The sequence below is a fragment of the uncultured Photobacterium sp. genome (assembly GCF_947502415.1).
Classification (GTDB): domain Bacteria; phylum Pseudomonadota; class Gammaproteobacteria; order Enterobacterales; family Vibrionaceae; genus Photobacterium.
In genome coordinates this window covers 24,414-36,271 of the sequence record NZ_CANMZV010000015.1, presented here as the reverse complement: position 1 = coordinate 36,271, position 11,858 = coordinate 24,414, and the positions used below count along the sequence as shown (strand labels likewise).

The window sequence follows — 11,858 nt, the reverse complement described above, 5'->3', positions numbered from 1 at the left end:
GACTGACTAAATTTTATGCTAGACTCCGCTTCCTTGATCCGTAGCCAAACAAAAAGCGAACTAACCATGCCTTGGATTCAAATAAAACTAAACGCGACAGCTGAAAATGCCGAAACAATTGGCGATATGCTAATGGAAGAAACTGGCGCTCTGTCTGTCACGTTCCTAGACGCACAGGACACCCCGGTTTTCGAACCGCTACCAGGTGAAACCCGCCTGTGGGGTGATACCGATGTCGTTGGTTTATATGATGCTGAAGCCGACATGGATTTCGTGCTCACCATGCTGAAAGACAGCCCGCTGATCGCGGAAGACTTCGCCTATAAAATCGAGCAACTGGAAGACAAAGACTGGGAACGTGAGTGGATGGAAAACTTCCACCCAATGCGTTTCGGTCGCCGCCTGTGGATCTGCCCTAGCTGGCGTGAAGCTCCTGAGCCTAATGCGGTTAACGTCCTGCTGGATCCAGGTCTGGCATTCGGCACAGGTACCCACCCGACCACTTCACTGTGTCTTGAGTGGCTTGACGGCCAGGATCTGACCGACAAAACCGTGATCGACTTTGGCTGTGGCTCCGGCATCCTGGCCATTGCCGCAATCAAACTTGGTGCTGCAAAAGTTATCGGTATCGACATTGACCCACAAGCTATCCTAGCTTCGCGTGACAATGCTGAGCGCAATGGTGTGGCTGACAAGCTAGAATTATTCCTACCTCAAGATCAGCCGGAAAACATCCAGGCCGATGTGGTGGTTGCAAACATTCTTGCCGGTCCACTCCGCGAACTATCTCCGGTGATCAAAGGGCTAGTGAAAGACGGCGGTAAACTGGCAATTTCCGGTGTGCTGGAAAGCCAGGCTGAAGATGTTGCATCTTACTACAGCGACGAGCTGACACTGGATCCGATCGTTGCACGAGAAGAATGGTGTCGAATTGCCGGTCACAAGGCATAATTAACACAGTACTGGGCGCTATTTTTCTGCACAGAAAACACCCAATCGATTGAAAGTCATACAATTTTGCAAATCAAAAACTAAATGCTCAATTATTGGCCTTTTCAGAAAGGGAAAAAATGCGTAAAATGCGCGCCCTTACTGGCACAGTCAGGAACAGACGTTTGAAGATCGGTCCTTATCAACTAAAAAATCAGCTGGTAGTCGCGCCTATGGCGGGTGTGACCGATCGGCCATTTCGTGAACTATGCCTGCGTTATGGCGCAGGTATGGCCGTGAGCGAAATGATGTCTTCTAACCCAGACTTATGGAAAACGTCCAAGTCCCAGAACCGCATGGTTCACGAAGGTGAATCGGGTATTCGCTCGGTTCAGATCGCGGGTTCAGATCCAAAGCTGATGGCTGAAGCTGCGCAGTTCAGTGTTGAAAACGGTGCTCAAATCATCGATATCAACATGGGTTGCCCGGCCAAGAAAGTCAACAAGCGACTGGCGGGTTCAGCTTTAATGCAGTATCCCGCACTGATCGAAGAAATTCTTCGTAGCGTCGTTGATGCCGTCGATGTACCTGTCACGCTGAAAACACGTACCGGTTGGGATCTTGATAACCGAAACTGTGTCGACATAGCAAAGCTCGCCGAACAATGCGGCATCCTGGCGTTGGCCCTTCACGGTCGCACCAAGGCCTGCATGTATAAAGGCGAAGCGGAATATGACTACATCAGAGCAGTAAAACAGGCTATTTCCATTCCGGTGATCGCTAATGGCGATATTGACTCCCCGGAAAAGGCACGCTTTGTACTGGACTACACCGGTGCCGATGCTTTGATGATTGGCCGCCCTGCACAGGGTCGTCCATGGATTTTTCAGGAAATCCACCATTACTTAACAACTGGCGAATACCTGCCAGCTCCGTCTATGGACGAGGTTGGCGGCATTATGTTAGGCCATGTTCAAGAACTCCACCGTTTCTACGGAGAGTATTTAGGGCTGCGCATTGCACGTAAACACGTGTCTTGGTACTTAAAAGAACATGCACCTGCTGGTGAATTTCGCCGGACCTTCAACGCAATCGAAGATGCCCAACAGCAACTCGATGCGCTGCAAGGCTACTTCGAAAACGTTGCATAAATACTAGAAGAGCTTACAGAATATGTTCGAACAAAATCTGACTTCCGAAGCATTAACAGTGACAACTGTAACTTCACAAGACCAAATCACACAGAAGCCACTACGTGACTCTGTAAAAGCGTCACTAAAAAACTACCTTGCTCAGTTAAATGGTCAGGAAGTCGATGATCTGTACGAGCTAGTGCTTGCTGAAGTAGAGCAGCCACTACTAGACACTATCATGCAGTACACTCGTGGTAACCAAACTCGCGCAGCAACCATGATGGGTATCAACCGCGGTACACTTCGCAAGAAGCTAAAAAAATACGGTATGAACTAAGCCAGTTGGTTTAGCGCACAAGCTTTATTAGGGCCTACACCGCATTGTGTGGGCCTTTTTTATATCAAGGTGAGTTGAAGGTTACAAAGCTACAGATAGTCACACAAATACGCTGTGGCTTGCGTGACTTTGACATTAAAAGATGAATCCCCAGGAACTTCAAAGTCATCGCCGGCATGATAGGTTTCCCAATCAATATGGCCCGGCACGTTCACCCTGGTTCTCAAAACCAATCGACTGCACCTAGCCTTCAAAGTATTCATTTACCTTTAACATGACATTCCTTATCAATAACCAACTGATTACTCGAAGCTATCATAGTAGATAGTACTTCCCCTAATGAAAATAAAATCCAATTATCCATTATCACAGCCCTTCTCCAGCCACAAAAAATTGCTACACTGGACTTCCATCAGAGAACAGAATGAAAACAGACACAATGACAATAAAGACCGTATTTATCGGAATTATTAGCAGCTTGCTCCTGCTCGGGTGTACCACCCAAGATAAACAGACACTGAAGGAAGGCTTTACCGAAATTGGCCATGCCACTCGTGATGCAACTCGAGCAACAGGCCACTTCTTCCGCGACACCACCAAAGACGTCATTAACAATGTCCAGACCACCAGTGCTTCAACAGAAGAATAGGTAAGACTTACACTTCCCCTTTACAACGTCCCGAGCAACACTCGGCAGAGGCGCTTGACTGATGCTCCTCATCATCATGCTCACTCAGTGCCTCCAGAATCGAGCAATGGCTGGCGTCATCGTCAGCATGACCGCAACAGGCATCATTGATTTTCTTCAAAGCGGTACGGATTCGCTTTAACTCAGCCATTTTCCGATCAACCTCATCCAGTTTAGCCTGAGTAATCGCTTTAACCTCAGCGCAGCTGTGCCGGCAAGCTTCCAGCCGGATATCCAACAGCTCACGGATCTCATCCAAGCTCAGCCCGATAGCCTTCGCCCGTAAAATAAACTTCACCCGAGACAAATCATCTTCACTATAAAGCCGATAGCCGCTCTCGCTGCGACCAGCAGGCTGCAGCAAACCATTCTTCTCATAAAATCGTAAGGTATCACTGCTGACATCACACTCTTTTGCCAACTGTCCGATCAAATACATACCCGAGCCCTTATACCCGACACCAAGCTACCCAATAAAATTCCGCGAAACCCCCAAAAGCAAACGTTTGCGCAACACTGTAATTCATGTAAAATACCGCCATCGATACGGCTAAATAACCATTATCGGGAGCTGGTACTCCACCGATTCTAGCTGAGGATATTTGCCAAAATCCAGTGTCATAACTGCAATGAATTTTGGCAAATATTCCCCCGTGTATAAAAGAGATGGTAGCAATGGAAAACGCTCGTCCTATTCGCCGTGCATTGATCAGCGTATCAGACAAGACTGGTATTGTTGAATTCGCACAAGCTCTTGCCAACCGTGGTGTTGAGATCCTTTCTACTGGCGGTACCGCCCGCCTGCTTGCCGAGCAAGGCATCAAAGTAACAGAAGTTTCAGATTACACTGGTTTTCCGGAAATGATGGATGGCCGGGTCAAGACCCTTCACCCGAAAGTACACGGCGGCATATTAGGTCGCCGCGGCCAGGATGATACAGTCATGGCAACGCATGACATCAGCCCGGTTGATATGGTAGTCGTCAATCTGTATCCGTTCGCCCAAACAGTAGCCAAGACAGGCTGCTCATTAGAAGATGCGGTAGAAAATATCGACATCGGCGGCCCGACCATGGTTCGCTCTGCAGCGAAAAACCACAAAGATGTCACCATTGTCGTCAATGCCAAAAACTATGACCGGGTACTGGAAGAAATGGCTGCCAACGATGGCTCACTGACCCTAGCCACCCGCTTCGACCTGGCTATCACGGCCTTTGAGCACACCGCAGCTTATGACGGCATGATTGCCAACTACTTCGGCACTATGGTTCCTTCTTACGGCGACCCAGCTCTTCATCAACAAGGGCTAGAAGGAGACAAACCTTCTCCTGAAAACAAAAGTAAATTCCCACGCACTTTCAACCAGCAGTTCGAGAAAAAGCAGGACATGCGCTACGGCGAAAATAGCCATCAGGCCGCGGCGTTTTATGTTGAAAGCCACCCACAGGAAGCTTCTGTCGCAACAGCCCGCCAGTTGCAAGGTAAGGCCCTTTCCTACAACAACATCGCCGATACCGATGCCGCGCTGGAATGCGTCAAAGAGTTTGACCAGCCAGCCTGTGTCATCGTCAAGCATGCCAACCCGTGTGGCGTGGCATTGAGCGACAATATCCAAGAAGCGTACGACCGCGCTTACCAGACCGACCCGACATCAGCCTTTGGTGGCATCATTGCGTTCAACCGCGAGCTGGATGCCGCAACAGCCCAGGCCATTGTCGAACGTCAGTTTGTAGAAGTGATCATTGCCCCGACCATCACAGCCGAAGCTGCCGAAGCGGTTGCTGCGAAAAAGAACGTTCGCCTACTAAAATGCGGTGAGTGGTCAGGCAAAACCACCGGCTTTGATCTCAAGCGTGTTAACGGTGGCTTGCTGGTTCAGGACAGCGACCAGGGCATGGTAAACCAGGCAGATCTCAACGTGGTGTCCAAACGTCAGCCAAGCGAAGAAGAGCTGCGTGATGCCCTCTTCTGCTGGAAAGTAGCTAAATACGTTAAATCCAATGCCATCGTCTATGCCAAAGGCAACATGACCATAGGTGTAGGTGCTGGCCAGATGAGCCGGGTCTACTCAGCCAAAATCGCTGGGATCAAAGCTGCGGATGAAAACCTGGAAGTTGCTGGCAGCGTGATGGCATCCGATGCCTTCTTCCCGTTCCGTGACGGTATTGATGCTGCCGCCGAAGCTGGCATCACCTGCGTGATCCAGCCTGGCGGTTCAATGCGCGATAACGAAGTCATTGCCGCTGCCGACGAACACGGCATGGCCATGGTCTTCACCGGCATGCGCCACTTCCGCCACTAATCTTACTCTTCATATTTGGCACTGTGGCGTCGTTAACTGCTTTCGCCCACAGCACCAACTCTTTTGAGTAAGCAATATTTACGAATTTTCATTTTAGATACGAGAGTATTTGAAATGCGTTAGAGCAAGTCAGTGCCTTTAGTTCAAGGAAAAAGCGCGAGGTTTATAAGTATAAATGAGCACTTTTGACACAGAAATAAAGTCACTGACGCCGCTATAAGGATTTGAAAGATGAATGTATTGATTATTGGTTCTGGCGGCCGCGAGCACGCCCTGGCATGGAAAGCAGCTCAGTCAGAACGTGTTGAAAACGTCTTCGTCGCACCGGGCAATGCAGGTACCGCCCTTGAGCCGAAAGTAGAAAATGTCGCTATCGGCGTTGAAAATGTTCCGGCATTAGTCGAGTTTGCCAAAACCAACCAGATTGAACTGACCATTGTCGGCCCGGAAGCGCCGCTGGTCATCGGCGTGGTCGACGCTTTCCGAGCTGCCGGTCTGCCGATTTTCGGCCCGACAGAAGCCGCAGCCCAGCTGGAAGGCTCCAAAGCCTTCACTAAAGACTTCCTGGCTCGCCACCACATCCCGACGGCAGAATACCAAAACTTCACTGAAATCGAACCGGCACTGGCTTACCTGCACAAAAAAGGCGCTCCTATCGTCGTCAAAGCTGATGGCCTGGCCGCAGGTAAGGGCGTGATTGTCGCCATGACCTTAGAAGAAGCAGAAGCGGCGGTACACGACATGCTGGCAGGCAACGTATTTGGTGAGGCTGGCCACCGGGTAGTGATTGAAGAGTTCCTTGATGGTGAAGAAGCAAGCTTCATCGTCATGGTCGACGGTGAGCATGTCCTGCCGATGGCCACCAGCCAAGACCATAAACGCGTGGGCAATGGGGATACCGGCCCGAATACCGGCGGTATGGGCGCCTACTCCCCGGCCCCCGTCGTCACTCAAGAAATCCATAATCGGGTGATGGAAGAAGTCATTTACCCGACAGTCCGTGGCATGGCGGCCGAAGGAGCCCCTTACACCGGTTTCCTCTATGCCGGCCTGATGATCATGGCCGATGGCACACCTAAAGTAATTGAGTACAACTGCCGCTTCGGTGATCCGGAAACCCAGCCAATCATGCTACGTATGCAATCTGATCTGGTTGAGCTCTGCCTGACCGCCATCGCCGGCAAACTCGATACTGCTGAATCGAAGTGGGATCCTCAAGCCTCTATCGGTATCGTACTGGCCGCTGGCGGCTATCCGGCAGCCTACAACAAGGGAGATACTATTTCTGGCCTGCCCCAACAAGAACAGGAAGGCGAAAAAGTTTTCCATGCAGGCACGGACAACCATAACGGCGAGATCGTCACTAACGGCGGCCGGGTACTGTGCGCCACAGCTATGGGCACGAGCGTTTTAGAAGCTCAGCAGCGTGCCTATACACTGGCCAAACAGATCTCATGGAACGGAATGTTCCACAGGGATGATATTGGCTTCCGTGCGATTGCCCGCGAGCAACAAGCCTAGCAACGTACAAGAATCCTCAAAAAACAAAAAATAAAAAACGCGCTATTTAGCGCGTTTTATTGCTTACAAGCTACCAGCTGCTACTTGTCTAGCAGCTTCGGGGCAGCATGGCACTGCTGGCTGCTATCAGACAGCATCAGCAACTGGCTGGCCACCAGCTTATTACGGCGAACCTTACCCACGACAGCCATAAAACGATCTTGGGATAACTGTTGCTCAATAAAATCCGGCATTGCAGTTTCAAACGCCACACTCAGCGGTTTGTCATCACCACAACGCAGGAAGTGCTCTCCCTGCCAGTAACCCTGTACCAAAAACTGACCATCGCGGCGCTGCTGCTTCACCACCTCTGTGGCCTGCTTGGCTTGTTTGGTCAGCTGATAAAGCTGAGTATCGGTTAACGGCAGCACGACCCCATCAACGCTATAGCGCTGAAACACGGCACTGCCTTTGGTATCGTAACGAACATGAAGCGAAAAAGGCTTAATTTCCTGCCCTCTAAGCTGCCTGCCCTGACGCTTGATTTCTCGAAGATTACCTTCCCGCCAGCGGTATTCTGACTGGTATTGGCCGTAATCCCCCATAATCACGACTTCAGCCAGGCTCACCGGCCGATTCTGCTGGAACGAATACCAATAGAGTGATGTAGCATCGCCAAACGTCTGGCCTGCAGTATGAGTCAGAACTGGGGTAATAGAATTTTCAGGAACGGTGGTGGTTTCACATCCAGCCAGGAGCGAAATAAGAAGAAATGGAATAAGACGTTTCATAAGAAGAACTCCGCCAGATGAATCACCTGGCGGAGTATAGATTATTTCACTGCGTCTTTCAGTGCTTTACCAGCTACGAAAGCAGGAACGTTTGCAGCTGCAATCTGGATTTCCTGACCAGTTTGTGGGTTACGGCCAGTGCGTGCTGCACGGTGGTTTACTTTAAATGTACCAAAGCCAATTAGTTGAACCTGGTCACCTTCCTTCAGCGCGTCAGTAATACCGTCTAGAGTTGACTCTAGGGCAACTTTCGCTTGAGCTTTAGAAAGATCTGCTTTTTCAGCGATCAGGTCAATCAGTTGGGTCTTGTTCATTAGGTTTCCCTTCTAAGGTTTTTCATCAGACGCATCAACTCTAATTCAAAAGAAGCCCGTGTGGCAAAGGTTTGTCGGCTATCCTGCGGTTAGGTGCGGGCTCTTTAACCATAAACTGAGCGCAAGTTCACAAAATGTTACTAACTCACAGGTCAAAATAGTTGTATTTCTTAACCTGCGCACCGATTAATATAGGCGTAATTCCCTAATTAGCTGACAAGGTAAGCATGTTACTCCTTACGATTTACATCGCAATTGCTATCGGTGTTTCGTTCCTCTGCTCGGTACTTGAAGCCGTACTGCTCAGTATTTCACCAAGTTATATCGGCACCCTACGACAACAAGACCATCCGGCAGCCCCTCGACTTACGGCTCTCAAGGACAATATTGACCGACCGCTGGCATCAATCCTGACCCTGAACACCATCGCCCACACCATCGGTGCTGCTACGGCGGGTGCACAGGCCGCCGTGGTTTTTGGCAGCCAGTGGCTGGGAGTATTTTCAGCCGTGCTGACCATCGGCATCCTGCTATTCTCTGAAATCATCCCTAAGACGATCGGAGCCACCTACTGGCGTCAGCTTGCTCCAACTTCAGCTACAGTCCTACGCTGGATGGTATGGGCTCTGACGCCGTTTGTCTGGGTGTCAGAGCAAATCACCCGCCGCCTGTCACGAGGCCATCAGGCCCCGAAACTCCGTGACGAGCTGTCTGCAATGGCGATGCTAGCCAAAGAATCCGGTGAACTGGCAGAAGGTGAATCAAAAATTATGACTAACCTGCTACAGTTTCGTGATATCAGTGTCACCAAGATCATGACACCACGTCCAGTACTGTTCCGCGTCGAGGCTGAACAGCCTATTAATGAATTCCTGTCGGTGCACAAGGACAGTCCGTTCTCACGCCCGCTGGTTTACAGCGAACAGAAAGACAATATCCTCGGTTTTGTCCACCGCCTGGAACTCTTTGCCGAAAGCCAGGCTGGCCGCGGACAAAAAGAGCTCGGCACCCAGATGCGCCCTCTGCCGGTGATCATGAACACCGCCAGTGTTCCCAAGGCATTCGAGCAACTGATGAAAGAGCGTTCGCAACTGGTACTGGTTGTCGATGAATACGGTACAGTCCAGGGACTTGTTACGATGGAAGATATCTTCGAGCACTTGGTGGGCGAAGAGATCGTCGATGAAGCCGACAAGAACACCGACATGCAGCAGCTGGCCTATCAGCGTTGGGAAGCATGGAAGAAGCTCCACGGTGTAATTGAAAGCAAAGACGACGAGTAACCTATCTCGACAAATACAAAGGGGCTACTAAGTGGCCCCTTTTTGTTATTAGCTTACTTTACCCTTAAGCCACTGCCACCTGAGCACGCCGTGCGCCCATCAGCGACACCAACAAGCCGATACCTATTGCAACCACCGTCGGCACAATCCAACCGGCAAAGTAACTATATAACGGCAGGTGTTGCTGAAATGCCTGCTCCCAAAACACAGGCATACGACCAAGAATATGAACAGCATCAACACAACCAAAGACCAACGCCGTAACCACGGTAACCAATACCATAGCCGGAGCCAAAGCCTTACGGGCAGGTACAATCAGCAACAAGGCAATCGCAATGGGATGCAAGGCCACCACAACAGGCAACGTGATCGCCAACAGCTGCTCCAGACCGATGTTGGCAATTAAACCGGCCAGCACCATTGCCACCCAAACACTCTTACCGTAAGTCACCTTAGTAAAAGTACGGCTGTAAAACTCACTGCCCGCGGTTGTCACGCCAATCGCTGTCGTTAAACAAGCCAGTACCATCACCATACCCAGCAATACAGTGCCGGATGCACCGAAGTGGTGAGAGGTAAACGCCGTTAAGATATCTCCACCGTTAGTGAACTCAGCTCCCAAATTCGAACTGGTTGAGCCGATATAAGCCAGCGACATATAAACCACCGCCATCGCAACGGCATATATCATCGCCGCCATCAGGATGTACTTCCCCGTTGCTTTCGGGCATTCAACACCCATTCCCTGAATTGCCCGGAAAATGATCCAGCCAAAACCAATAGAGCCCAGCGCATCCATTGTCATGTAACCTTGAGTTAGTCCTTCAGCAAACGCACCATCAATATACGGGCCGCTGGCACTCATCACCTCACCAGCCGGATACAGGAAAGCCGTTACAGACAAAACAGACAAAATCACCACCAGCATTGGTGTCAGCCACTTACCCAAGGTATCCACCAGTTTGCCCGGAAATAATGCAAACATGATAGTCGCGATGCAGAACACGGAAGAGAACGGCACCAAGGCTGCATCACCGATAAAAGGGGCAAAGCTAAACTGGTAAGCCACGGTGATGGCCCTCGGGATCACAAACGCCGGACCAATCACGATAAACACTATGACCCAGAAACAAGTTGCCAGCGGACGAGGCAATGCTGCTGTCAGGTTATCCGAACCGTTCACGATAGCGACCATCACCAGTGCCAGCGCCGGCAGGCCAACACCGGTCAACAGGAATCCTGCCATCCCGCCCAAAAATTGTTCACCAGCCTGAAAACCCAAAAACGGCGGGAAGATCAGATTACCGGCCCCCAAATACATGGCGAATGTCATAAAGCCTAAGGCTGCGATATTACGTGCGCTTAACCGTGTCGTTAACATGAAAATTCCTCACACTATTTTCAGCTTGGAGGAAACGGGAAGGAAAAGGAGAACGAGGGGAAAGATCCTGCCAGCTTCTTCACAAGCTGACAGAAAAAAGATAAAACCTGTCAGCTCCGAATGAGGTTCAGAGAGAGCAGGAGGAGTGCACGAGCAACAATAGCGACGTGGCGGCTATTGTTTACTTTGACTGAAGGCTGGAATGCTTTCATGCGTTAGTCCTACTTCGACAGGTTGGGTTCATGCCGCCTGACATTGATGTCATCGGCTCTTTTCCTTTTATATACACCGCCAGATACATTGCACAACCCCATGCAATAAAATAAGTAGAATTGGTTATATCTAAATCGATAAGCAGCAAACAAAGCCATTATGTACAACAAAAACTAGAATAATCGACTTAACAAGCAAGCAACAACACAACCTTTCCAGCAAGAAACCGTCTGCCTGTCCGTTCAGCCAATCAAAAAACAGCTGATAATAAAAAAGGAGCCAACGGCTCCTTTTCTTCAGAATCTGGATAACTTGAATTACAACTCGATACCAATATTACTGACGGGTTCGTCACGCAACTCTTGACGCAAGCCTTTGATCAATTCTATATCGCGTTTTTCGGCTTCTTTCAGTGCACGGAAAATAGCCCACTGCATATCCCACTCAGCACAAACAGCTTCGTTCTCTTTCTGATTTTCGTTAGTCACTTCAATACCAGACTGGGCAAACTCAAGATCGGCCACCGTTTCAGCCGAAAGCGCACTAAGCTTAACCAACGTTTCCAGCATCAAGTCACGATCCAGCATTGCATGAAGCAAGTCGGCCAACGCCATACAAGCATCAACAGCCGGGTTAACTGCATACATATCATAGTCATCTGAACTTGGTACCAGCTCTTCAAGCTTTTCTAGCTGGTTTTCAAAGTTAATCTTAGCGGTTTTGACCGTCAGAATTTCCCAGATACTATCCAGAATAGAGCGGTATTTCTGCGCATCCGCAAACTCAGTTTCCTGGCAAAAGAACGCATAGTTAGGGTACATACGCTCACACAGGGAAACCATAAAAGTGATGTGTTGCCACGGTTCTAATTTTTCTAATCGAAGCTGAACTGGATTCTTTAGCATGGGATAATCTGCAGATAGTGATTTGCATCGAAGTTTACTTGTATACCTAAGCCACTTCAATATACAGATGCCTGCGGAGGCG

12 protein-coding genes and 1 pseudogene are annotated in these 11,858 nt (G+C 49.8%); 7 read left to right on the top strand and 6 right to left on the bottom strand.

Annotation, left to right across the window (positions count from 1 at the left end; genetic code table 11):
- The first annotated feature begins 66 nt into the window (after positions 1-66).
- The 3 genes from prmA (at position 67) to fis (ending at position 2,400) form a co-directional block, all read left to right on the top strand.
- Positions 67-951, top strand: coding sequence for a 50S ribosomal protein L11 methyltransferase (gene prmA / locus Q0852_RS15740; RefSeq protein ID WP_299019532.1), 885 nt, complete (start codon positions 67-69; stop codon positions 949-951).
- A 164-nt stretch (positions 952-1,115) separates the two neighbouring features.
- Entirely contained in the window at positions 1,116-2,081 is a 966-nt protein-coding gene (gene dusB / locus Q0852_RS15735; RefSeq protein ID WP_299019652.1) for a tRNA dihydrouridine synthase DusB, read from the top strand.
- Between the two features lie 22 nt (positions 2,082-2,103).
- Positions 2,104-2,400, top strand: coding sequence for a DNA-binding transcriptional regulator Fis (fis, locus tag Q0852_RS15730; protein WP_005372656.1), 297 nt, complete (start codon positions 2,104-2,106; stop codon positions 2,398-2,400).
- An 89-nt stretch (positions 2,401-2,489) separates the two neighbouring features.
- Here the strand turns inward: fis and Q0852_RS15725 are convergent.
- A pseudogene (locus Q0852_RS15725) lies at positions 2,490-2,643 on the bottom strand (pyrimidine/purine nucleoside phosphorylase).
- Positions 2,644-2,824: 181 nt separating this feature from the next.
- Here Q0852_RS15725 and Q0852_RS15720 point away from each other — a divergent pair.
- The gene (locus Q0852_RS15720) at positions 2,825-3,049 is read left to right on the top strand and encodes a hypothetical protein (protein ID WP_299019514.1); all 225 of its coding nucleotides are present in this window, start codon (positions 2,825-2,827) and stop codon (positions 3,047-3,049) included.
- Between the two features lie 7 nt (positions 3,050-3,056).
- On the opposite strand, the gene zntR is transcribed toward Q0852_RS15720, so the two are convergent.
- Positions 3,057-3,527 carry a Zn(2+)-responsive transcriptional regulator gene (gene zntR / locus Q0852_RS15715; RefSeq protein WP_299019512.1) on the bottom strand — a complete coding sequence of 157 codons (471 nt, stop codon included), beginning with the start codon at positions 3,525-3,527 and terminating at the stop codon, positions 3,057-3,059.
- Between the two features lie 236 nt (positions 3,528-3,763).
- Here zntR and purH point away from each other — a divergent pair, with 236 nt between their 5' ends.
- Entirely contained in the window at positions 3,764-5,389 is a 1,626-nt protein-coding gene (gene purH / locus Q0852_RS15710) for a bifunctional phosphoribosylaminoimidazolecarboxamide formyltransferase/IMP cyclohydrolase (RefSeq protein WP_299019510.1), read from the top strand.
- Positions 5,390-5,620: 231 nt separating this feature from the next.
- Positions 5,621-6,910: a phosphoribosylamine--glycine ligase gene (gene purD, locus Q0852_RS15705; RefSeq protein WP_299019508.1), complete on the top strand. Its 1,290-nt coding sequence runs from the start codon at positions 5,621-5,623 to the stop codon at positions 6,908-6,910.
- A gap of 80 nt (positions 6,911-6,990) precedes the next feature.
- Here purD and Q0852_RS15700 read toward each other — a convergent pair whose 3' ends face one another.
- On the bottom strand, positions 6,991-7,680 hold the full coding sequence (locus Q0852_RS15700; protein ID WP_299019506.1) for a DUF1481 domain-containing protein: 690 nt from the start codon (positions 7,678-7,680) through the stop codon (positions 6,991-6,993).
- A gap of 41 nt (positions 7,681-7,721) precedes the next feature.
- Positions 7,722-7,994 carry a nucleoid-associated protein HU-alpha gene (hupA, locus tag Q0852_RS15695; RefSeq protein ID WP_036831349.1) on the bottom strand — a complete coding sequence of 91 codons (273 nt, stop codon included), beginning with the start codon at positions 7,992-7,994 and terminating at the stop codon, positions 7,722-7,724.
- A gap of 227 nt (positions 7,995-8,221) precedes the next feature.
- On the opposite strand from hupA, the gene Q0852_RS15690 reads away from it, so the two are divergent.
- Positions 8,222-9,277: a CNNM domain-containing protein gene (locus Q0852_RS15690; RefSeq protein WP_299019501.1), complete on the top strand. Its 1,056-nt coding sequence runs from the start codon at positions 8,222-8,224 to the stop codon at positions 9,275-9,277.
- Positions 9,278-9,341: 64 nt separating this feature from the next.
- On the opposite strand, the gene brnQ is transcribed toward Q0852_RS15690, so the two are convergent.
- Together brnQ and Q0852_RS15680 are read right to left on the bottom strand one after the other, a co-directional pair.
- On the bottom strand, positions 9,342-10,658 hold the full coding sequence (gene brnQ / locus Q0852_RS15685) for a branched-chain amino acid transport system II carrier protein (protein ID WP_299019499.1): 1,317 nt from the start codon (positions 10,656-10,658) through the stop codon (positions 9,342-9,344).
- A 530-nt stretch (positions 10,659-11,188) separates the two neighbouring features.
- Positions 11,189-11,776 carry a DUF416 family protein gene (locus tag Q0852_RS15680; RefSeq protein WP_299019497.1) on the bottom strand — a complete coding sequence of 196 codons (588 nt, stop codon included), beginning with the start codon at positions 11,774-11,776 and terminating at the stop codon, positions 11,189-11,191.
- Between the last annotated feature and the right edge of the window lie 82 nt (positions 11,777-11,858).

Coding starts and splice junctions, on each gene's coding strand:
- Q0852_RS15680 (WP_299019497.1), bottom strand. CDS start 11,776: ATGCTAAAGAATCCAGTTCAGCTTCGATTAGAAAAATTAGAACCGTGG.
- Q0852_RS15720 (WP_299019514.1), top strand. CDS start 2,825: ATGAAAACAGACACAATGACAATAAAGACCGTATTTATCGGAATTATT.
- purH (WP_299019510.1), top strand. CDS start 3,764: ATGGAAAACGCTCGTCCTATTCGCCGTGCATTGATCAGCGTATCAGAC.
- purD (WP_299019508.1), top strand. CDS start 5,621: ATGAATGTATTGATTATTGGTTCTGGCGGCCGCGAGCACGCCCTGGCA.
- zntR (WP_299019512.1), bottom strand. CDS start 3,527: ATGTATTTGATCGGACAGTTGGCAAAAGAGTGTGATGTCAGCAGTGAT.
- Q0852_RS15700 (WP_299019506.1), bottom strand. CDS start 7,680: ATGAAACGTCTTATTCCATTTCTTCTTATTTCGCTCCTGGCTGGATGT.
- fis (WP_005372656.1), top strand. CDS start 2,104: ATGTTCGAACAAAATCTGACTTCCGAAGCATTAACAGTGACAACTGTA.
- hupA (WP_036831349.1), bottom strand. CDS start 7,994: ATGAACAAGACCCAACTGATTGACCTGATCGCTGAAAAAGCAGATCTT.
- brnQ (WP_299019499.1), bottom strand. CDS start 10,658: ATGTTAACGACACGGTTAAGCGCACGTAATATCGCAGCCTTAGGCTTT.
- Q0852_RS15690 (WP_299019501.1), top strand. CDS start 8,222: ATGTTACTCCTTACGATTTACATCGCAATTGCTATCGGTGTTTCGTTC.
- prmA (WP_299019532.1), top strand. CDS start 67: ATGCCTTGGATTCAAATAAAACTAAACGCGACAGCTGAAAATGCCGAA.